At 64.6% G+C, this 20,234-nt stretch carries 22 protein-coding genes and 1 riboswitch; of the genes, 12 read left to right on the forward strand and 10 right to left on the reverse strand.

Annotated elements, in window-relative coordinates; genetic code table 11:
- The first annotated feature begins 196 nt into the window (after nucleotides 1-196).
- The 4 genes from B0G38_RS17320 to B0G38_RS17335 all read left to right on the forward strand — a co-directional run bounded on the left by B0G38_RS17320 (nucleotide 197) and on the right by B0G38_RS17335 (nucleotide 4,603).
- Nucleotides 197-1,918: an FMN-binding glutamate synthase family protein gene (locus B0G38_RS17320; protein ID WP_264670562.1), complete on the forward strand. Its 1,722-nt coding sequence runs from the start codon at nucleotides 197-199 to the stop codon at nucleotides 1,916-1,918.
- Nucleotides 1,919-1,988: 70 nt separating this feature from the next.
- Nucleotides 1,989-2,104, forward strand: a riboswitch (SAM riboswitch).
- A gap of 36 nt (nucleotides 2,105-2,140) precedes the next feature.
- Complete coding sequence (locus B0G38_RS17325) at nucleotides 2,141-2,680, forward strand: OsmC family protein (protein WP_264670563.1); 540 nt, start codon at nucleotides 2,141-2,143, stop codon at nucleotides 2,678-2,680.
- A gap of 56 nt (nucleotides 2,681-2,736) precedes the next feature.
- Nucleotides 2,737-2,922, forward strand: coding sequence for a DUF1918 domain-containing protein (locus B0G38_RS17330; protein ID WP_074700899.1), 186 nt, complete (start codon nucleotides 2,737-2,739; stop codon nucleotides 2,920-2,922).
- 250 nt (nucleotides 2,923-3,172) lie between these two features.
- Entirely contained in the window at nucleotides 3,173-4,603 is a 1,431-nt protein-coding gene (locus tag B0G38_RS17335) for an APC family permease (protein ID WP_264670564.1), read from the forward strand.
- A 128-nt stretch (nucleotides 4,604-4,731) separates the two neighbouring features.
- On the opposite strand, the gene B0G38_RS17340 is transcribed toward B0G38_RS17335, so the two are convergent.
- From B0G38_RS17340 to B0G38_RS17370, 7 genes are all read right to left on the reverse strand, one after another.
- Nucleotides 4,732-4,866 (reverse strand): hypothetical protein, encoded by a 135-nt coding sequence (locus B0G38_RS17340; RefSeq protein WP_264670565.1) that lies wholly within the window; start codon nucleotides 4,864-4,866, stop codon nucleotides 4,732-4,734.
- A gap of 325 nt (nucleotides 4,867-5,191) precedes the next feature.
- Nucleotides 5,192-5,521: a DUF4190 domain-containing protein gene (locus B0G38_RS17345; RefSeq protein WP_264670566.1), complete on the reverse strand. Its 330-nt coding sequence runs from the start codon at nucleotides 5,519-5,521 to the stop codon at nucleotides 5,192-5,194.
- 101 nt (nucleotides 5,522-5,622) lie between these two features.
- Nucleotides 5,623-7,299 carry a long-chain-fatty-acid--CoA ligase gene (locus B0G38_RS17350; protein WP_413542085.1) on the reverse strand — a complete coding sequence of 559 codons (1,677 nt, stop codon included), beginning with the start codon at nucleotides 7,297-7,299 and terminating at the stop codon, nucleotides 5,623-5,625.
- A gap of 19 nt (nucleotides 7,300-7,318) precedes the next feature.
- Nucleotides 7,319-8,500, reverse strand: coding sequence for an acyl-CoA dehydrogenase family protein (locus tag B0G38_RS17355; protein ID WP_264670568.1), 1,182 nt, complete (start codon nucleotides 8,498-8,500; stop codon nucleotides 7,319-7,321).
- Nucleotides 8,493-10,535 carry a 3-hydroxyacyl-CoA dehydrogenase NAD-binding domain-containing protein gene (locus tag B0G38_RS17360; protein ID WP_264670569.1) on the reverse strand — a complete coding sequence of 681 codons (2,043 nt, stop codon included), beginning with the start codon at nucleotides 10,533-10,535 and terminating at the stop codon, nucleotides 8,493-8,495. The genes B0G38_RS17355 and B0G38_RS17360 overlap by 8 nt, the downstream gene beginning before the upstream one ends.
- 49 nt (nucleotides 10,536-10,584) lie before the next feature.
- The gene (locus B0G38_RS17365; protein WP_264670570.1) at nucleotides 10,585-11,292 is read right to left on the reverse strand and encodes a TetR/AcrR family transcriptional regulator; all 708 of its coding nucleotides are present in this window, start codon (nucleotides 11,290-11,292) and stop codon (nucleotides 10,585-10,587) included.
- A gap of 67 nt (nucleotides 11,293-11,359) precedes the next feature.
- A complete protein-coding gene (locus tag B0G38_RS17370) occupies nucleotides 11,360-11,947 on the reverse strand; it encodes a phosphatase PAP2 family protein (protein WP_264670571.1) in 588 nt (195 codons plus the stop codon).
- Nucleotides 11,948-12,101: 154 nt separating this feature from the next.
- On the opposite strand from B0G38_RS17370, the gene B0G38_RS17375 reads away from it, so the two are divergent.
- Nucleotides 12,102-12,545: a DoxX family protein gene (locus tag B0G38_RS17375; RefSeq protein ID WP_264670572.1), complete on the forward strand. Its 444-nt coding sequence runs from the start codon at nucleotides 12,102-12,104 to the stop codon at nucleotides 12,543-12,545.
- 127 nt (nucleotides 12,546-12,672) lie between these two features.
- On the opposite strand, the gene B0G38_RS17380 is transcribed toward B0G38_RS17375, so the two are convergent.
- Nucleotides 12,673-13,545 (reverse strand): IclR family transcriptional regulator, encoded by an 873-nt coding sequence (locus B0G38_RS17380; protein ID WP_264670573.1) that lies wholly within the window; start codon nucleotides 13,543-13,545, stop codon nucleotides 12,673-12,675.
- A 163-nt stretch (nucleotides 13,546-13,708) separates the two neighbouring features.
- Between B0G38_RS17380 and B0G38_RS17385 the strand changes: the two genes are divergently transcribed.
- From B0G38_RS17385 to B0G38_RS17400, 4 genes are all read left to right on the forward strand, one after another.
- A complete protein-coding gene (locus B0G38_RS17385; RefSeq protein WP_264670574.1) occupies nucleotides 13,709-14,647 on the forward strand; it encodes an ABC transporter substrate-binding protein in 939 nt (312 codons plus the stop codon).
- 9 nt (nucleotides 14,648-14,656) lie between these two features.
- Entirely contained in the window at nucleotides 14,657-15,865 is a 1,209-nt protein-coding gene (locus B0G38_RS17390) for a cytochrome P450 (RefSeq protein ID WP_264670575.1), read from the forward strand.
- Between the two features lie 24 nt (nucleotides 15,866-15,889).
- On the forward strand, nucleotides 15,890-16,204 hold the full coding sequence (locus B0G38_RS17395) for a 2Fe-2S iron-sulfur cluster-binding protein (protein ID WP_264670576.1): 315 nt from the start codon (nucleotides 15,890-15,892) through the stop codon (nucleotides 16,202-16,204).
- Nucleotides 16,205-16,290: 86 nt separating this feature from the next.
- On the forward strand, nucleotides 16,291-16,482 hold the full coding sequence (locus B0G38_RS17400) for a hypothetical protein (RefSeq protein ID WP_264670577.1): 192 nt from the start codon (nucleotides 16,291-16,293) through the stop codon (nucleotides 16,480-16,482).
- Here the strand turns inward: B0G38_RS17400 and B0G38_RS17405 are convergent.
- Nucleotides 16,479-16,706, reverse strand: a complete 228-nt coding sequence (locus B0G38_RS17405; protein WP_264670578.1) for a hypothetical protein — start codon at nucleotides 16,704-16,706, stop codon at nucleotides 16,479-16,481. The two genes, B0G38_RS17400 and B0G38_RS17405, sit on opposite strands and share 4 nt — an antisense overlap.
- A 175-nt stretch (nucleotides 16,707-16,881) precedes the next feature.
- Between B0G38_RS17405 and B0G38_RS17410 the strand changes: the two genes are divergently transcribed.
- Entirely contained in the window at nucleotides 16,882-17,835 is a 954-nt protein-coding gene (locus B0G38_RS17410) for an aldo/keto reductase (protein ID WP_264670579.1), read from the forward strand.
- 190 nt (nucleotides 17,836-18,025) lie between these two features.
- Nucleotides 18,026-18,400, forward strand: coding sequence for a cupin domain-containing protein (locus B0G38_RS17415; RefSeq protein ID WP_264670580.1), 375 nt, complete (start codon nucleotides 18,026-18,028; stop codon nucleotides 18,398-18,400).
- Nucleotides 18,401-18,506: 106 nt separating this feature from the next.
- Here B0G38_RS17415 and B0G38_RS17420 read toward each other — a convergent pair whose 3' ends face one another.
- Nucleotides 18,507-19,703, reverse strand: a complete 1,197-nt coding sequence (locus tag B0G38_RS17420; protein WP_264670581.1) for an HNH endonuclease signature motif containing protein — start codon at nucleotides 19,701-19,703, stop codon at nucleotides 18,507-18,509.
- On the opposite strand from B0G38_RS17420, the gene B0G38_RS17425 reads away from it, so the two are divergent.
- The gene (locus B0G38_RS17425) at nucleotides 19,690-20,145 is read left to right on the forward strand and encodes a hypothetical protein (RefSeq protein WP_264670582.1); all 456 of its coding nucleotides are present in this window, start codon (nucleotides 19,690-19,692) and stop codon (nucleotides 20,143-20,145) included. The two genes, B0G38_RS17420 and B0G38_RS17425, sit on opposite strands and share 14 nt — an antisense overlap.
- Nucleotides 20,146-20,234: the final 89 nt, after the last annotated feature.

Below are 20,234 nucleotides of genomic sequence, written 5' to 3' on the forward strand. Positions count from 1 at the left end.
TCGGGCGCTGGCTTGGTTCCGCAGCTTAATGTCGCGGCTGAGGCGGGGAGCGCTATCGGCCCCGGCGTCGGCATCTGCTGGGCGGGAGCCAGCCGACTGCCCCGCCTGACCTCAGGCTCCTCTCAGCGTGTTCAGGAACCGGATGAATCTCCTTGATCCGTCCGGTTCCTCCGGCATCCGGTCGTAGACTCGAGCCATGGCACGCTTTTTGGTTTTTGTTGTTCTGGCCGTGCTGGGCTTTATCACCATCGTCGCCGCCTCGTTCGGTTCCGTTGGCTGGTGGGTGTTGGCCGCCGTCGTTGTTGCGCTCTTGGTGATCGGGATCTGGGATGTGGTCCAGACCCGGCACTCGATTTTGCGGAACTACCCCATCTTGGGGCATATGCGCTACGTGCTGGAATCCATCCGGCCCGAAATCCAGCAGTACTTTGTCGAGCGGAACGTGGACGGGAAGCCGTTTAACCGCGACGTGAGGTCGCTGGTGTATGCGCGGGCCAAGGGCGAGAACAGCCATAAGGCCTTCGGCACGGAACGCGAAGTGAACCAGATCGGCTACGAGTACCTGATCCATTCCACCGCTCCGGTCGCGCCGCCCAAGCAGCATCCACGGATACCGCTCGGCGGCCCCGACTGCAGGCAGCCCTACGATATTTCGCTGTTTAATGTCTCGTCCATGAGCTTCGGTTCGCTGTCCAAGAATGCCGTACTCGCGATGAACAAGGGTGCGGCGCTGGGCGGGTTTGTGCAGGAAACGGGTGAAGGCGGCCTGACCAAGTACCACCTCGAGTACGGTGCCGACCTGATCTGGGAGATAGGTTCCGGCTACTTCGGCGCGCGGGACAAAGACGGCCACTTCAGCCCCGAGACCTTCATACCGAAGGCGGCGCGGCCGGAGGTCAAGGGCATCAGCATCAAGCTTTCTCAAGGGGCCAAGCCGGGTCTGGGCGGGGTCCTGCCGGGTTCCAAAGTCACCGCGGAGATCGCGGAAGCACGCGGCGTGGAGATGGGCGTTGACTGCATATCTCCGGCCAGCCACAGCGCCTTCGGCACGCCGCGGGAACTGATCCGCTTCGTCAAGCAGCTGCGCGAACTCTCCGATGGAAAGCCCATCGGCTTCAAGCTGTGCGTGGGTTCGCGGGTGGACGTGCTCGCTATTTGCAAGGCGATGCTCGAGGAGAAGGTGACGCCGGATTTCATCGTGATTGACGGCTCCGAAGGCGGTACCGGCGCGGCACCCCTGGAGTACCAGGACAACGTGGGCACGCCGCTGACCGAGGGACTGATGCTGGTGCATAACGCCCTGGTCGGCGTGGGGCTGCGGGAGCGGGTCCGCATTGCCGCGGCGGGGAAAGTGGCGTCCGGCTCGGACATCGTCAAGCGGTTGATCGAAGGCGCGGATTTCACCATGAGCGCGCGGACCATGATGATGGCCACCGGCTGCATCCAGGCGCAGAAATGCCACACCAACGAATGCCCGGTGGGCGTGGCCACGCAGAACCCGCGGCTGGTGCGGGCGCTCAACGTCGAGGATAAGGGCCAACGCGTCTTCAACTACCAGAAGCTCACCGTGGACGAGAGCGTGCAGATCATGGCGTCGATGGGCTGCAAATCCCCGGACGAGGTCTCGCCGCGGATGCTTCGGCGCCGCGTGGACCATCTGACCACGCGCTCCTACGAGAGCATCTACAACTGGATGGAGCCGGGCGAACTGCTCAAGGATCCTCCCCGCGGCTGGAGCGAAGACTGGAATTTGGCCAACGCGGACTACTTCCGCGAACCGCCCAAGAAGCCCGCCGAGGACGAGCCCAAGGCGGAGCCTGTACCAGGCAGCCCGGAGTATGACCAAGCCCGAATTCCCGGCGACAAACACCAGCCCGAAGGCCAGGTGGGCCGGCCCGAGGGCGAGCTGGGCCGCTAAGCGATAGAGAAGTCCTCGTGTTACGGCGCGGTTGAGTGCTCCGGGGTGCGGCGGGCAGAATCGGACGCAGAATCAAGAGTTCCAACCTTCGGCCCTGGCCGGTTGGACGGCAACCCTCGTAGCTGTAGCGGGGTGCCCCAGGTGAAGATTCGACGCCCGCCCAAAGGGGAGGCGTAAGTATGGCGCCCTGCTCCGGCATGCGCCGACAGGAAGGATTCCACCATGACTGAAACAGCTCTCCGTGATCTGGCCGAAGACCGTGCCGCCCGCCTCAACGAGGCCGGCGCCTTCTGGTCCGGCAAGATTGCCGAAGACACCGCGAACGCCAAGCTGACCTTCAAGGTCGCAGGCGAGGGAACCGGCCCGGTGGCCACCCGCGTCACCGCCGGCAAGCACGAGTTCTCCGTTGACGAACCGGTGGGACTGGCCGGTGAGGACACCGCCGCCAGCCCGGTGGAGTATGCCTTGGGCGCCCTGGCCTCCTGCCAGGTGGTGGTCTACCGGCTCTACGCACACCAGCTGGGCATCCGGTTCGACGAGATCAGCATCGATGCCGAGGGCGATCTGGATGTGCAGGGCCTGTTCGGGGCGGACGATAACGTGCGCCCCGGATTCAGCTCCGTGCGGCTCAGCGTGAACATCAGCGGTCCGGAATCGCAGGAACGCTACGAGGAACTGCGCCGCACGGTGGACGCCCACTGCCCGGTGCTGGACCTCTTCGCCAACCCCACGCCGGTCAGCGTGGAAGTCTTCACGAGGTAGCGGCTATTCCCCTTCTGCGCGGTCGATCGTACGCTAGGGCCAGGAGGTAATACACGATGAAGGCATCGCCAGGAAACAGGATCATTGTCCGCGGCAGGACCGTTGAATCGTCCGACCGGCACGGGGAAATCGTCGAAGTCAGGGGAGATGACGGCGCTCCGCCGTACTTTGTGCGGTTCGACGACGGCCACGAGTCGGTGGTCTTCCCGGGTGGGGATTTCGTAGTCCAGCACAACCCCTAGCCACGGGCCGCAGCCCGTTCACCGGCCGAGAGCTGATCTGAGGGCGGCAGCATGATGGTGCTGCCGCCCTCAGCGCTGCCCAGCGCCTGTGGCGCGCTGGGCAAGAAGACCCAGCCAACGCAACATGACCGTTCAGGGCGAAACATCGTAGTAATGTCGTGCAGTTACTCTTGCCGTGATCGGCGCCACCCTCGCGTCGCCGGCAATTTCCCATGCCCGAACGGCATATGAACGAGAAAGGGGCATCGGCGTGGCAGTATCACAACACGAAACCGAACCCTCATTGAAGAAAGTACTGGGCCGCTTCGACGTCCTCGCCCTCGGCTTCGGGGCCATGATCGGCTTCGGCTGGGTGGTCCTGACCGGTGGCTGGCTGGAGTCCGCCGGAACCATGGGTTCGGTGACGGCCATGCTTGCGGGCGGCATCATCATGGGTGTGGTCGGACTGACCTACGCCGAATTGTGTGCGGCGATGCCCAAGGCCGGCGGCGAGCACAACTACATCATGCGGGCGATGGGCCCGCGCCCGTCGTTCATCGGTTCCTGGGCCATCATCGGCGGCTACGTGACCATCGTGGCCTTCGAAGCGGTGGCGCTCCCGCGGACCGTTCAGTACATCTTTCCCAACCTCAGCCAGATCAAGCTCTGGAACGTCGCCGGTTTCGACGTCCATCTGACCTGGGCACTGGTGGGTGCCGTTGCCGCCGTCGTTATTACCTGGATCAACATCCGCGGCGTGAAGGAAGCCGGCATTGTGCAGACCTTCGTGGTGCTGTTCCTGCTGGCCATCGGCTTGGTCATGATCGCCGGTGCTTTCACCGGCGGCGAGGTCTCCAACATGGAGCCGTTCTTCAACGGCGGCATGACGGGCTTCTTCGCCGTACTGGTGGTGGTGCCGTTCCTCTTCATTGGGTTCGACGTGATTCCACAGTCCGCGGAGGAAGTGAATATCCCGGCCCGCCAGATCGGCCGGCTCGTGGTGGTCTCGGTCATCCTGGCCACCATTTGGTATGTCATGGTGGTGCTGACCACGTCGTCGGCCATGCCGGCCAGCGAGCTGGCGGGGACGGACATTGCGACCGCGGACGCCATGGGCGCGATGTTCGGATCGGACATCATGGCCAAGGTACTCATCGCCGGCGGTATCGCAGGCATCCTCACCTCGTGGAACTCGCTGCTGCTGGGCGCGTCCCGGCTGCTGTTCTCGTTGGCGCGCTCCGGAATGCTGCCGGCCTGGTTCGGCAAGCTGCACCCCAAGTACGGCACCCCTCATAATGCCCTGCTGTTCATCGGCGCGCTGAGCTTCCTGGCGCCGTTCTTCGGCGTGGAGATGCTGGTCTGGTTGGTGGACTCCGGCGCTCCGAGCATCGTGCTGGCCTATACCATGGTGGCGATTTCCTTCCTGATCCTGCGCCGCCGCGAACCGGAGATGGACCGGCCGCTGCGGATCGGCGGCAAGGGAAAGGGCGGCATCGGGATCGGCATCGCCGCGGCCGTGCTGGGTGTGGCCCTGTTCAGTCTGTACATGCCGGGGATGCCGGCTCAGCTGGGCATCGAGCCGTGGATCCTCTTCGGCCTGTGGTGGGTCATCGGGCTGGTCTACTTCTTCCGTGTGCCCGCCGGCATTAAGGCCGGACCGCTGGCCGAAGAGCACGTGTTGGAGCGGGTCCGCTCGCGCTGATGAGGAACACTTACTCGCGCTGACCAGCACATGCTGCACTGACCGCAAGACCAACGACGGCGGTGCCTGCCTTTCGTCCCCACCCCGGCAACGTGCCGGGCGGGGAGAAGGAGGCACCGCCGTCGTACTCAATAGCGGTACGGGTTGTCTTCGGCGGTGCCGTGGCGGGCGTGCTCGAAGCCTTCTTGCCAGGCATCCCGGACAGCATGGGTCAGCTCCGACAGCAGCCGGTACGAGGGGTGGTCGGGGCCAACCCAGAGCATTTCTTCCTGCGCCCGGTCAAGAATCCCGTGGATCTGTTCGCTCAGTGCTTTCTCCTCAGGGCGCCCATGATTTTCCCGCCGATGCCACCGTGTTCCGTGCTTGCTGCTCCGGGCGATCCATAAGTACCGCGCGTTCTGCCCCGAGTGCTGCCGGGAGTATGCCCGGTGCCCATCCTGCCCTTGCCGCCCAACCGCTCGGCGGCCCGCTTGATCCTGTTACCTATACCCATGGTGTTTCTCCTATGGCTGGCAGTGCCCGCCCGCAAGGACGCCGACAGGTCACGCCACTATCTTAAGTCCGGGTATGGGCAAGCGCACTAGGGAGTCAGGTCATAGTGCCGGAGGTGGCTACCGCGCCGAAAATGCCGAAGACGAAGATGAACAGCAGCACCCAGCCCAGCAGCATGAGGCCGTTGAGCACCAGTCCGGCGACCGCCATTCCCCTGCCCGCGGGTTCCTTGCTCAGGCCGACCAGGCCGAAAATGAATCCCACAATGGGCACCACGAAAGTGAACCCGAGAAACAGCGAGACCAGCCCCAGCACCATGGCCGTGACGCTGGCGCCCTTCGGCTGGGGCTGGACGTAGAACTGTTGGTAGACCGGCGCCGGATGCTGCGGCGCGGGCAGATTCGACGGCTGGTACGGATTGGACATGCTGACCCCCGGAGGTAGTGCTGAAAGGTTTTATCCAGCGTATCGCCGCCGTCGGACAGTCAGCGCACTGTTACCGGCTGCAGTCCTCCCAGCCGGCTAGCTCATGACACAGGCTCTTGAGCGTCCTGGACTGCTGCAGCCTGAAGGGCGGAGGCGCGGAGATCCGCTTTCATCACCTTGCCGGTGGAGGTGCGCGGCAGCTCGTCGGTGAACAGGATCCGGTCGGGCAGCTTGAAGCCGGCCAGCCGTTCCCGCAGGTGATCGCGCAGGCGCGCATCATTGACGGAGGCGGTGCTGCTGCGGATCACGAAGGCCATCGGCCGCTCGCCCCACTTTTCGTGCGGAACACCGACGACGGCGGCATCCAGCACGTCGGGGTGGGAGACAATGGCTTGCTCGACTTCGATCGTCGAGATGTTTTCGCCGCCGGAGATGATGATGTCCTTGGCCCGGTCCTTGAGCTGGATGTAGCCGTCGGGATGCATGACACCCAGGTCGCCGGTATGGAACCAGCCGCCGTGGAACGCCTCCGCGGTGGCTTCCTCATCCTTGTAGTACCCGAGCATGACATTGTTGCCGCGCAGGACGATCTCGCCGATGCTGTTCCCATCCGCGGGCACGTCGTTCATGTCCGGATCCACCACCCGGGCACTGTCCGCCTGCAGCATGCCCACGCCCTGGCGCGAGACCTTCTCGGCCCGTTCCGCGGCCGGGAGCGAGTCCCACTCCGGCTGGTGCTCGCAGATGGTGTTCGGCCCGTACACCTCGGTCAATCCGTACACGTGGACAACCGTGATTCCAAGGGCTTCGAGCTTGCCGATGATGGTTGGCGACGGCGGTGCTCCCGCCGTCGTGAGCCGCAGCGGCGACTCCAACGGGTGCGCCTGTTCGGCTTCGGCGATGATGTTGCAGACAGTCGGCGCTCCGCACAGGTTGGTGATGCCCTGGTTGTCGACGGCGTCCCAGACGGCATCGGCGCGGACGCCGCGCAGGCACACATGCGTGCCGGCAGCGGCGGTGACGGCCCACGGGGTGCACCAGCCGTTGCAATGGAACATCGGCAGCGTCCATAGGTAGCGGGTGTCGCCGGTGAAACCGTTGTGGAAGGTCTCGCCGAGGGCATTCAGGTAGGCGCCGCGGTGCGAGTAGAGCACGCCTTTGGGCCGTCCAGTGGTTCCCGAGGTGTAGTTCAGCGTGATCGGGGTGCGCTCATCAACCACGCCCCACGGCAGATCCGGCGCCTCCGGTGCCGAGGCCAGGAACTGTTCGTAGCCGGTTGTCGCGGCGGTTCTGGCATCGCTGGTCGCAGCCACGGGTTGGGCCGGTGCGACGGTGCTGTCGGAGACTTCCACGATTTCGGCGAGTTCGGGCAGCTGCGCCTGCAGCCCTGCCAGCGACCCCAGGAATTCGGAGTCCACGAACACGAGTTTGGACTCCGAATGTTCCAGAATGTAATGGATTTCCCGCGGCGAAAGACGGGTGTTGAGCGCCACCAGCACGCCGCCGGCCAGCGGCACAGCGAAGTGCGCGATCAGCAGTTCAGGGACATTCGGGCAAAGGAACGCCACACGGTCGCCCGGCTCGATCCGGTTCCTGATCGCCTTGGCCAGCCGCTGGGCTTCGTTGGCGAAATCCTGGTAGCTGTAGCTGCGGTCGCCGTGGATGATGGCGGTCTTGCGGCCGAACACTTCGGCGGATCGCTGCAGGAAACGCAGCGGGCTCAGGGGAGTGTCGTTGGCAGCCTGAATGTCGGCGGGAATTACTGACGTCACTGTCATGCTCCTGGTTTGGCGGGGTTTAGGCGAAGGCGCTGTGTCCGGTGACCTCGCGGCCGATCAGCAGAGCCTGCACGCTTTCGGTGCCCTCGTAGGTATGGATGGATTCGATGTCGAGCAGATGGCGGACTACATGATTCTCCAGCAAGATGCCGTTGCCTCCAAGCATGTCGCGGGCGATGGAAGCCAGCTCGCGTGCCTTGCGGGTGTTGTGGTATTTCGCCATCGAGGCCTGCGTGGGCCGCAGGGCACCGGCCGCGTCCAAGGAGGCCATGTGGACGCAGTGCAGCTGCATGCTGGTCAGCTCGGCGAGCATGTGGCTGAGCCGTTCCTGGACCAGCTGGAATTTGGCTAGCGGTTTGCCGAACTGAGTCCGCTGCTTGGCGTAGTTCAGCGCGGCCTCGTAGACGGCGGTGGCGTGGCCGAGCGCGGACCATGCCACGCCCAGCCGCGTAGCGACCAGGACCGCTGAAGCATCCTTGAAGGTACGGGTGCCGGGCAGTACGTCGCCTACCGGAATACGGACATTTTCCAGCCGGATCCGGGCCTGGTAAATGGCCCGCAGGGACGCTTTGCCGGTAATCGTCTCGGCCTCATAACCCGGAGTGTCCTGCCTGACCAGGAAACCGCGGACATGGCCCTCCTCGTCCCGCGCCCAGACGACGGTGATACCGCCGACCGAACCGTTGCCGATCCATTTCTTCTCGCCGTTCAGCACAAACGCATCGCCGTCGCGCACGGCGGTGGTCTCCAGCGAGACGGAGTCCGAGCCATGGTCCGGTTCCGTCAGGGCAAACGCGCCGAACTCTTCACCCCGGGCGAGCGGCCCGAGCCAGCGCTCCTTCTGTTCCTGCGAGCCGAAGTACGCGATTGAACGCATGGCCAGCCCGCCCTGCACCGCAATCACGGTGCCCAGCGAGCCGTCGCCGCGGGAGACCTCCATGTTGACCAGGCCGGCGGCCAAGGGCGACATCGGCTCCTGCCCCGGGATGGCCAGGCCGTCGGAGAGCAGGTCCAGATCGCCCATGCGCTTGACCAGGTGGAGGGGGTATTCCGCGCGGTCCCAGTAATCGTTCATCTGCGGCACGGCTTCGTCAGTGAATGCCCGGGCGCGCACCCAGACCGCCCTGTCCGCCGCGGGTATGTCGCGGAAGACGCCGTAATAGTCGGTGTCGAGCGGAGCGGAAACGTCGTAGTCAGGCACTGATGCTGTCCTTTGTTCTCGGGCTGCCCGCGCTGGCGGGCCTCGGGTGATGGCTGGTGCCGGCAAGCCGGTCCAGCAGCGGAGTCAGTCCGCCGGTGTGGAAGGGGTAGTTGGCGCCGAGGATCATGCACAGGTCGATTTGCTCCGGCCCGGCCACCACGCCCTCGGCGAGCATGTGTTCCACCTCGTCGGCCAGCGCCGTAATGATCCGGCTCCGCGCCTTGGCTGGGTCCACCCTGTGTGCTACGGGCAGGAGGGCACGGACCTCGGGCGGGACTTCGCCGTCGTCGTCGTGGTAGCCGGGCAAGCCGGCGTCGACAATCTTGTGCAGGGTGGCGCTGAGCCGGAACCGGTCCGGAAACGCGCTGTGCATGGTTTCGCAGATGTGCTGCTGCACCACAGGACCGATAAAGCGCAGCAGCGCCAGCGGCCGCATCGGCAGCCCCAGCGGATCCAGGACCCGGTCGACGGCGGCGGGGTCACCGCCGTCGTCAATCAGCGCCAGCACCTCGCTGAAAAGTCTTGTTAGCAGGCGGTTGACCACAAAGCCTGGAGCATCGGCGACCAGGACAGCAGTCTTGCGCAGCCGGGCGGCGAGCTCGAAGGCCGTGGCAAGGCTCGTCGGGTCCGTCTGCGGCGTCCGCACCAGCTCCAGCAGCGGCAGGACCGCCACCGGGTTGAAGAAGTGGAAACCGAGCAGGCGCTCCGGATGCGCCAGATCGGTGCCCATGGCTTCGATGGACAGCGATGAGGTGTTGGTCAGCAGCAGGGCGTCGGGCCGCAGGATGGGCTCCAGCTCGGCAAAGACGTGCTGCTTCACCGCGAGATCTTCAAAGACTGCCTCGATCACCGCGTCGCACGTCGCGAAATCCTGTTTGTCTGTGGTGACGCTGATCAGCCCGCGGATCTGGGTGGCCGCGTCTTCGGCCAGTGTGCCGCGGTGCACCTGCTTGGTTAGCTGGGCGTCGATCCAGTCCAGTGCTTTGTCCAGCTTCTCGGCTGAAAGGTCCGTCATCAGCACCGGGGCGCGAAGTTGCCGGGCAAAGACCAGCGCCAGCTGGCTGGCCATCAGGCCGGCGCCGATGACTCCGACGCATGTTACTGGGCGGGCATCGACGGCCGGTCGCCCCGCTGGGTTCCTGGCCAGTGACTGGGTGAGGCGGAAGGCGTAGATGCTGGCGCGGGCCTCGGGGGAGAGGACGAGCTCGCCGAATGCGCGGACCTCGGCCTCGGGGGACGCTGCGTCTTGAACTGTCCGGTCGATGAGCTCCAGCGCACGATAGGGCGCAGGCGCCGCGCCGTGGAGCCGGATGTCCAGCTCGCGCCGGGCAGCTTTCAGCGCGTCCGCCCAACCGGCTTGGCTCGGCCGTGGCCGGTGGGCGGTCCTCCCGTCCGCGAGGATGGCGGAGGCCACCTCCAGCGCGGCCGTCAGGAACTCGGGCCCCGGTACTACTGCGTCGACCAGGCCAGCGGCCTGCGCCTCCCGTGCAGCGAGATTGCGTCCGGCCAGTGAATCGCGCACTACCAGCTGGGCCGTAGCCTCGGGTCCCACCAGCGCTACGGACAACGGAATCCCTGCCCAGCCGGGAATTAACCCGAGCCGGACTTCAGGGAAACCGATGGCGCGTACCGAGGCTGCTGCGATGCGGTGATCCGTGTGGAGGGCCAGCTCGAGGCCACCGCCCAGGGCCGCACCGTTGAGGAAGGCGAAGGCCGGTACCGGCATCGCTGCCAGCTTGCCGAAAACGTTCAGGCCCTGCCGGGCGATGCCTTCCGACTCCTCAGGGGTTTCGGCCTCCAACATGTTGTCCAAGTCGGCGCCGGCACAGAATACGGTGCCTGTCCCCGTCACGGCCACTGCGTCGACGTCAGAGGTCTCCACCGCGTCGAGGGCTCCATCCAGCTGCTCCAACGAGGCCGGACCGAGCGTGGCCGGCCGGCCACCGGGGCCGGACAAGGTGAGCAGGGCAAACCGGAAACCGTTGCGCTCAAGGTAGGAGGTAACGACGTCGGAAACTGTCTCGGGGGTAGTCACCGTAGAAGTATGCAGTGAAACTCAGTATCAGGTCAAGGGAAACTGAGTTTCAGAACTGGTTCCGCTGCAGTTTCTGCTGGAGCCGGCGCGCGAGTTCAGCTGGCGGGAGGGACTTGGGGAACACGGCCACGACCATTTCCTCTTCGGCCGGCGGGCCTGCGTCTGTGGGTGCGAGCACGCCGTGAAGGCGCCGTACATCATCGAGCGCTGACTGCAGTTCCCCGACGTTGAGTTCCCGTTCATTGCGCATCAGTTCACGGAGCAGGAAGTTGTGCGTGCTGATCACTGTTGCGGCAAACCGCACGGCATCCAGTGGGGGAAGTCCCGGGACGGCGTCGCGAAGGTATTGGCCGAACAGGCGTTCATAGCGGAAGACCGTGACGAGCTCGCGGTCCCGCAGCGCTGGGACGGCGTTGACCACCTGATAGCGCTGCCGGGACGTTTCGACCTGTTTCGCGAAATGCTCGAAAACCATCGCGGCGGCCCGGCAGACCGCTTCCCAGGGGTCGTCATGTTTCCGTGCCAGCAGCACCTCCGCCTGCTCCAGCAAGGTCTCGTGGTCGGCGAAGATGACATCTTCCTTTGAACGGAATTGCCGGAAGAACTTGCTCCGCGAGATACCCGCAGCCTGCGCAATCTCATCGACGCTGGTTGCCTCATAACCCTGGCTGACAAAAAGTCCCAGCGCTATCGAAGCAACGCCGGAGCGGAACTGTGCCTGTTCACCGGTGCTGCCATTGTCCGTTGGCCTCACCATCAGGCTGCCCTGCTCCCGGCCGGAAACTCATCGTGAATCACCGTTCCACCGTACGGTACCGTCACCGTCACCGCAGGAAAACGATGTACACGGCGAAGATGGCCAGACCAAGCAGCCAGCCCACAACCACCTGCGGCCAGGTGTGGGCCAGCAACTGGACCCGGGACCACCCGACCGCCAGGGGAATGGCTGCCCAAAGGAGTCCCAGCGGCAGGGTAGCCGAGGCCAGCATCGCTCCGAGGATCCCGGCCACCGCGGCATGTACGGACACTTTCCAGACCAGATTTATGAGCAGGGAAGCCACCAAACCCAGCAGCACTGCGTAGACCAGCGAGTGCAGCGCCCGCGGTGCCTGCATCAGCGTGAGCAGCCAGAGGCCAACTCCGATCGAGACGGCGGTGCCCGCCAGGATGGGCGCGCGTTGCGTCCGCGTCCCGATGTGGATGTCGCTGAGCTTGCCCCGCCGGGCCATCAGGACCACAACACTGAAGGGCAAGAGCGTGACAAAGAACGCGGCCACGGCAGCCTGCGCTGCGGTCACCTCCGGCAGGGTGAACGGGGAGGTCACCAGCACCAGTGTCACCAGGACGGCGGGCGCGAAAATCTCGGTGATGACGCGGGCGATCCGGTGGATGAGGACAGGGTTTCGGGACACTTTCCAGCCTAGCGGGCCGGTTGGCTTCTCGGCTGACCATGTAGCCGCCGCAAGCCTGTTTTGCGGGACCCAAGGATTTTTCAAGAGCACGGATAGATGCTGGACATGTCAACTAATCGCAGTCCAAGGACCGTCCCGTCCGAAGGAGAACCCGATGTCCGATTCCACCCGCATACAGCTGCAGCATATTGGAATTACTGCCTTACGCGTCATCGCCGGGCTGATATTTGTCGCCTACGGGTGGCAGAAAGTCAGCCAGAATACCGTAGCCGGCGTCACGGGCTACTTCACCCAGTTGGGCGTGCCGCTGCCCGAACTGTTCGGTCCGTTTATCTCCTATCTGGAACTCCTCGGCGGCATGGCCCTGATCCTGGGCGTTTTGACACGGCCGATCGCCCTCTTGTTCGTGGCCGACATGGCCGGAGCGCTCATTTTCGCCCACCTGCCCTCAGGTTTCTACGTGGAGCAGGGAGGCTATTCACAGGTACTGATTCTGGGAACCGCGGCCCTCGCCATTGCGCTGATCGGCCCCGGCCCGTACTCCGTTGACCGCTACATCTTCGGCCGGAAGGAATCGAAAGTGGCAGTTCTTGCCTGAACGAAATCACGGATAGCCAACCAACAAATAGAGGACGATGTCGGCACTTACGAAAGCGCCGACGTCGTACTGTGAAATGAGCCAGGCATCTGGCCTGCCGTCGGAGACCGGGCTGATCCGAACGGATTTACCTGCCCGCGCGCGTTGGTCGCGGCGCCGTCGGCAGGTACTCCATGGAATCTGCCGAAGAACTCACAAGTTGGCGGAAGCGCCCTCCCGGCGCTGACTGCGGATCATTCGGGGGAGTGTAGGCGGCCAGCAGATCTTGGGTGATGGCGGCTGAAGCCCCCTGGAGCAGACGCACCAGGGGTACCGTCGGCGCGTCGTCGTTAGGAACAACCACGCTGAGGCCTGCCACAATTGTGTCGTTAACTCCGCGCACCGGTACCGCAATGCCACGGGCATCCGGATGGATGAAGCCATTGCCAATGGCAAAGCCGTCGTGGCGGATTTTCTGCAGGAGCCGGCGCAGGGCGTCCGGCGACTGAACTGTCTGCTCGGTGTAGCGGAATAGCTCGCCGGAGAACACCTCATGTTGGAACTCGCCATCGGCATGCGCCAGCAGGACGAGGCCGCTGCTGGAGGCGTGAAGCGGGAGCCGCCCGCCCACCAGCGTCACGTTGACTACCGCATCTCGCGCGGAGAGGCGCTCGAGGAACAGCACCTCCTGACCCTCCAATATGCCCAGCTGGGTGTGCTGCCGAACCCTGGCTTGGACCGACTGAAGGTGCGGCATCGCAATTTCGCGCAGGCCGAGCGCGCCCGGGGTCCGGCAAGCGATTTCCCAGAGCCGCACCCCCAGCCGGTATGTCCTGTCGGGCTGCCGCTCCAGCAGGCCGAAGTCCTCCATCTCGGCCACGATCCGGTGTGTTGTGGCCAGCGGCAAGCCGCTGCGCACCGACAGCTGCGAGATGTTCAGGAAGACCGCATCGACGTCGAACGCTGTAAAGACCTGCATTATGCGGCTCAACGCCGAGCGGCCGCCGGATGATTTGGCCACAAGTTTTTTCCTTTCAAATGAAACTGGACTGTTCGGGCAATTGTGTCACGGGTCATAGTTCCAGTACTGCCGGTCGCAACGTAGCGAACCGGGTTTGGGGAACGCGGGCTGACATTGCCCAGTGACGAGAGGGAGTGCCATGGTTCAACGGAGAAGCATCAAAATGGCAACGGTAGGCGCCGTACTGACGACGGCGGCGCTCGCCTTGAGTGCGTGCGGCGGCGGTGCTTCCGCCGGCTCGGGGGATGAGGCCGCGGAGGAACTTCAGCTGGGTTATTTCCCGCTTGTGCATACGTCCACTGCCGTCAACGCGGATGAATCCGGAATCTTCGCCGACAACGGCCTCGATGTGGAACTCGTTCCCACGCAGGGTGGGGCGGCTGCCATTCCGGCACTCGTCTCCGGCAGCGTGGATCTGATGTATACGAATTACACCTCGGCGCTGCTGGCGGTCGAACAGGGCCTGCCTATCCGGCTTGTCGCCGGTAACGACGTGGGCAAAGCCGACCACGGCATCTTCGTCGCGAAGGATTCAGGTATTGAAACGGTGGCGGATCTGAAGGGGAAGACCTTCGCGGTTAATAACCTGCAGAACATCGGCACCGTCGCCATCAACTCGCTGCTCGAGGATGCCGGTATGCAGATCTCCGATGTGAAGCTCGTGGAGATGCCCTATCCGGACATGCAGGCGGCCCTCGAGCGTGGCGCCGTGGACGCCATCTGGCAGGTGGAACCGTTCCAGGCCAGCGCTACGGCAGCAGGCTTGGTGAAGATCGGCGATCTGTTCACCGGTCCCGTGGCGGACATGCCGGTGGGCGGCTGGATCACCACCGAAAAGTTTGCGCAGGAGAATCCCGAAGCAATCGCTGCATTCCAGGAGTCCATTTCCGCCTCTGCCGAGGAGCTGCAGGGCAACCGCGAGCGGCTGGTCGAGCTGGTGCCGACATTCACCAAGGTAACGGCCGACGTCGTCGAAGCCATCGAGATGCCCCGGTTCCAGGGCGAATTGGATACCCAGCAACTGCAGAAAACGGCAGACCTGATGTTTGAGTACAAGATCATCGACAGCGAACTGGACATCGCGTCCCTCGTCGCGGAGTAGGGGAGAACCTTGACTATCCAATCCACAGCGCAGGAAGTACCGGTCCTGGAGCTGGACCCATTTAGCGATGAGTTCCTGAACGATCCATACGAGGCCCACGAGCAGATGCGCGAGGCCGGACCGGTGTTCTGGCTGGAGCGCTATCAGCTGTATGGCGTCGCGCGGCACGCGGAAGTCTCCCAGGTCCTGGCCGACCATGAAACGTACGTGTCGTCCCGGGGCGTAGGCATCTCGGACTTCGCCAAGGAGAAGCCGTGGCGTCCGCCGAGCCTGCTGCTCGAGGCCGATCCGCCCCACCACACCAAGGCCCGACATGTGGTCTCCCACATCATGACACCGAAGGTGCTGCGGGGGCTCAAGGAGGGGTTCCAGGAGCGCGCCGACGAACTGGTGGCGCGAGTGGCCGCGGGCAAAGGCACTGTTGATGGCGTCGCTGACCTTGCCGAGGCCTACCCGCTTGAGATTTTTCCGGACTTCATCGGGTTGCCGAAGGACGGCCGCGAGAACCTGCTGCCCTACGGCTCGATGGTCTTCAATACGTTCGGTCCCCGGAACAGCCACTTCGAGCGAGCCATGGAACGCGGCGCCACGGCCCAGGCTTGGATTATGGAACAGTGCCAGCCGGGTGCCCCCGCGCCGGACGGGCTCGGAGCGAAAATCCATGCGGCGGCTGCCGAAGCGGGCTACGACGAAGTGGACCAAGCCAAGTTGCTGCGCTCCTTCCTCTCCGCCGGCGTTGACACCACGGTGCACGGGATCGGCAACGCCCTGCAGTGCCTGGCCGAAAACCCGGAGCAGTTCGGCTACCTGCGCGAGGACCCGTCCCTCGCCCGTGCGGCCTTTGAGGAAACGGTGCGCTACTCGTCGCCGGTCCAGACCTTCTTCCGCACCACCAACAAGGATGCCGAGCTCTCCGGCATGAGGATTCCGGAGGGATCCAAGGTCCTGATGTTCCTCGCCGCGGCAAACCGTGATCCGCGCCAGTGGGAGAATCCTGCACGCTTCGACATCCGGCGCAAGGCAGCCGGGCACGTGGGCTTCGGATTCGGCGTCCACGCCTGTCTTGGCCAGATGCTGGCCCGTTTGGAAGGCGAGTGCTTCCTGACGGCCCTCGCACGCCACGTTGAAAAGCTCGAGCCCGCCGGCGAACCCGTCCAGCAGCTGAACAACACCCTGCGCGGGCTGGACAGTCTGCCGCTGCGCCTGACGGCGGCCTGAAAAACTAGAACGAGGAGGAACGCCATGCCGAAGATTACCTACATCCTGCCCGACGGACTGGAAACAGTGCTGGATGCCGAACCGGGCACCAGCGTGATGCGCACCGCGGTTTCCAACGGGGTGCCGGGCATCGTCGCCGAATGCGGCGGCAGTGCCATGTGCGCCACCTGCCATGTGTACGTCGAAACCGAGGATACGGAAGGACTGCCTGCCGTCAGCGACGTGGAAGACGAGATGCTGGACTGCACCGCCTCCGAGCGCTGCGCCAACAGCCGGCTTTCCTGCCAGCTGCAGGTTTCGGAGGACATCACCGTCCGCCTTCCCGAAACCCAGGTCTGAGCTCAGGATCGGGGCAGAGGTTCCGCTGGGAGGGAAATCGACGTAGGTTGAAGAAACGGTTCGGCGGCACTCGGAGGGACGTAACTGTGGCAGACGAACAGCGGGAAAGTGTTCCGGGCAACGGGCGGCAGAGCTGTCCCTTCTGCGGCGCGGGACTGCGCGGGCTCGACGAGAGCCAGTGGCCGGCTGAGGGGCCGGTCCCCGACGGGACTCTGGCCGTCTACTTGTGTGAGGGGCAGCACCGGGTGATCGTGGCGCCGCCCGCAGTCCAGGGCTAGATGTCTTCGCCGGTGTGCCGGTCCTTGATGATCCGGTCGATCTCATCGCGCAGGGTGACAGCATCTTCCAGATTGAGCTTGAGACTGTCACCGGACTCTACCCAGCCGATGCTGAGCACTTCGTCGCCGGAGATGCCCGTGATCCCCACGGTAAGCGCCCGGCCGCCTAGTCTGCTCACGTCGCCGATAACCATATCGCCGGCGTCGTCTTTGGCAATTTCCATTGTTCGCTCCTCTGTTGGTGGAAGACTGCGCAGCAGCGGTCCCGCTTCTACTATTGCCGGTTTACCGCGCACCCCGCTAGGGGTGGTGCCGGTTCGCGGGCCTTACTGGATGCCATGAGGACCGGGGCGCCATGCCTTTGTACGCTGAATCGCCTCCACGAGGGAAGGATTTCCAATGAACGACGCCGGTTCCCGCCTGATTTTCGGCTGCATGGGTTTGGGTGGCGGCTGGGGTTCCGGACCGCTTGAAGCCGGCGATGTAGCGGCCGCCAACACGGCCGTTGATGCGGCGTTGGAAGCAGGCATCACTGTTTTTGACCATGCCGACATTTACGCTCATGGCAAGGCTGAGGAAGTGTTCGGCCGCGTCCTCACTGCCAGACCGGAGCTGCGCGACAGGATCCAGCTGCAGACCAAATGCGGTATCCGGCTCCCGGCCGCCGGCCGCATCGGGCAGTACGACTCCTCCCCTGAAACGATCATCGTCCGGGTTGAGGAGAGCCTGAAGCGGCTGGGTACGGACCGGATCGAGGTGCTACTGATCCACCGTCCGGACCCGCTCGCACACCCCGAGGAAATCGCCTCCGCCTTCCAGCAGCTCAAGGACGACGGCAAGGTGCTGCGGCTGGGCGTTTCCAATATGTCCGCGGACCAGATGCGCTGGCTCCAATCGGCCCTGCCGGACCCGCTTGCGGCGAACCAGCTGGAGATGAGCCTGCACCGCAGCGGGTGGCTCGAATCCGGCGTGCTGGTCAACCACACCGAGGCCGCCGAGATCGGATTTCCGCACGGCACCCTTGAGTACTGCCAAGCGAACGACGTCGAACTGCAAGCCTGGGGCGCGCTGGCCCAAGGGCGCTACAGCGGGGCGGCGGGGACGGCGGAAACCGGCCCGGACGCGGCAACCGCAGCCTTGGTCACCGAAATCGCGGAGGAAAAGGAGTGTTCACCGGAGGCTGTGGTGCTGGGCTGGCTGATGCGGCATCCGGCCCGCATCCGTCCGGTGGTTGGTACCAGCAACCCGAAGCGGATTCAGGCTTGCGCGGAAGCCGAACGGATAGCCGCATCCATGACGCGGGATGAGTGGTATTCGTTGTGGGTGGCTGCCCGGGGACGCGCGCTTCCCTAGCCCGGGGCGCGCCCGGGACTCTCGACAAGCTGAGCCGATCGGAGGAAGGTGGGAGGTGCGAATTTGTGCCAAGATCCCCTTCCGCCGAGACATCCATCAAAGGCGTTAGGGCAGACCGCTTCCGGAGTGGCTTGAGCCGGGTTGCCCGGAGGGAACGTCGTACGGCTCGTATATTCCGCAGGAGCAGAAAATGGCTGCAAATGTTGTATCCCAGCTTGCCTCACGGTCCTTTGATGATCCGGATGAGAAACGCCGTCCCGATAAGACGCAGGTAGACGTGGTCACGGTCAGCGACTACACCATGGCACGGTTCCGGTTCGAATCAGGGTGGCGCTGGTCCGAGTGCATCAAACCCGTGGTGAAAACCGATTCCTGCCAGATCAGCCACGTTGGCTTGTGTACCGGCGGGTCCCTAACCGTTGAGCTGACCGATGGAACGCGTGCCACAGTGAAGGCCGGTGACTCCTATGCCATACCTCCGGGCCATGACGCCTGGGTTGAGGGCAATGAGCCGTTTATCGGCTACGAATTCCTGAGCGCGGCCGAGTACGCGAAGGAGGCCTGAGCTCCCAGCTGACAACAACGACGGCGGCGTCTGACCTTCGCGTTGAGGCGCCGCCGCTACATTGAGATTCCGGGCCTTAATGCGTGGCACCGTTGGACGTAGGGCGTCAGAATGGCGGTGGGGTGTAGAGATCTGGCGGTGGTGGTTCGGTTGGTGGGCGGATGGACCAGCTGTTTTCGGGTGTGCTGGTCCATTCGTGGCCGGTACGCGATTTCCAAATGGTGCTGCCGTCGGCATACTGGGTGACCTTCCAACCGCCGGCGTGCTTCGCACTGTGCTCGGGTTTACAGAGGGCCTTGAGATTTTCGAGTACGGTTTTACCGCCGTCTTCCCAAGCGATCGTATGATCCACCTCACAGAATCGGGCTTCCACGCGGCAGCCGGGGCCGCTGCAGTGCCCGTCCCGTAACCGGACGAGACGTTTCAGCCATTCGGGCGGGTGCCGCAGGTCTTTCGCGGCGGCGATCGCGTTGCGGTATTCATCGGTGAGGACCGGCAGCCACGATTCCGTGAGTCCGGCGAGGTCGCGGGCCATTTCCGGCGGGATCGGCCCGTAGCCGGCGAGTTCGCCGGGCTCCTCGCTCAACCTTGCCGCGGTCTCCAGCGACAACGTGACCGCGACGCTGGCCGTCACGCCGGCACCGGCACCGGTGCCCGTCCCCGTGCCCTTGCAACTGCCGTTGCAGGTGCCGGTGGTGTTGCCGGTGCCGTTACACACGCCTGAGTTGTTGACGAGCAGGTCTGTGATGACATCGGCGCGCAGCTGGGGCAGGGTCCGGGCCTCGTCGGGGCCTTGCAGCTTTTTGGCGAGGGCCTGGACCAGGTTGAACACCATGACCGCTTTGTCCGCGCTGCAGCGGAACCAGACTTCGGCCATCCCGTCATCCTGCGGCACCAGGCCCACGTTGCGGGTCTGGTTCGCGCGTTCGTGGCGGACGGTGAGGGTTTCCGGGTGCAGCCGTTCACGGGCCTTACGCGCACGGGCCTGCACACTCTCCACCGTGATCTTGCCGGCTTTGGGCAGGATCTCGGCCTCGAAGGCGGGCAGCAGGTTCTCGGGCAGGTCGGCAGAGCCGCGGGCGATGGCGGTGGCCCGCGGCAGGTCCAGGTTCCCGGCGGTCATCGCCTCCACCGTGGCCGGCAAGTGCTGGCACAGTTGCGCGGCCTCGGTGAGGTCCTTCACCGCGCTGCCGCGGGGCTGGGCCAGGGCCGCGGCGATCTCCGTCGCGGCGCAGGAGGAGAACCCGTGCGCGTTGCCGGTCTCGGCGCCTTCGGCCGGGCGCAGTTCGGTGAACCGGTTCAACGCCTTCCACCCGGCCGGACTGCAGCCACGCGGTGGTTTTCGCGGACGCCTGCAGGTAGTCAATGGTCCCGGCATCATCGAGGCCGTCCGGATCAATCCGTTCCAGTACCCCGGCCAGCGCCGCCGGCGCGAGGTCCTCCCAGCCTTCCGGCAGGCCCGGTACCTCCGGCAGCACCGCGGCCCTCGCCAGCACCTGGCCGGCCTCCTCTGCTGCTTCCTCGGCCGCTTCGTCGAACGGCTCGGAGAGGCGGCCGCCGAAGGCAAGATTCTCCTCGGCCCAGGCATCCAGCAGGACCTTATGCAGCATGATTTCCAGCAGCGAACTCCCCGCCAAACCGAGCGCCCGCAGGCCACGGTCCCGGTCCGGCGCCGGCGCCGGTATGAAATCAAACTGGAAATCTTCCATACACCCACCCTACGAACCGCCTATGACAGTTTGTGACCGTGCACACACCGCGGGTAGAAAGCACGCGAAGAATCTTCCTGCTTGGGGAAGCATCATGCGTATGACAAGCCGCCACCGTCGTCATT

This window comes from Crystallibacter permensis (genome assembly GCF_025960875.1).
Lineage (GTDB): Bacteria > Actinomycetota > Actinomycetes > Actinomycetales > Micrococcaceae > Crystallibacter > Crystallibacter permensis.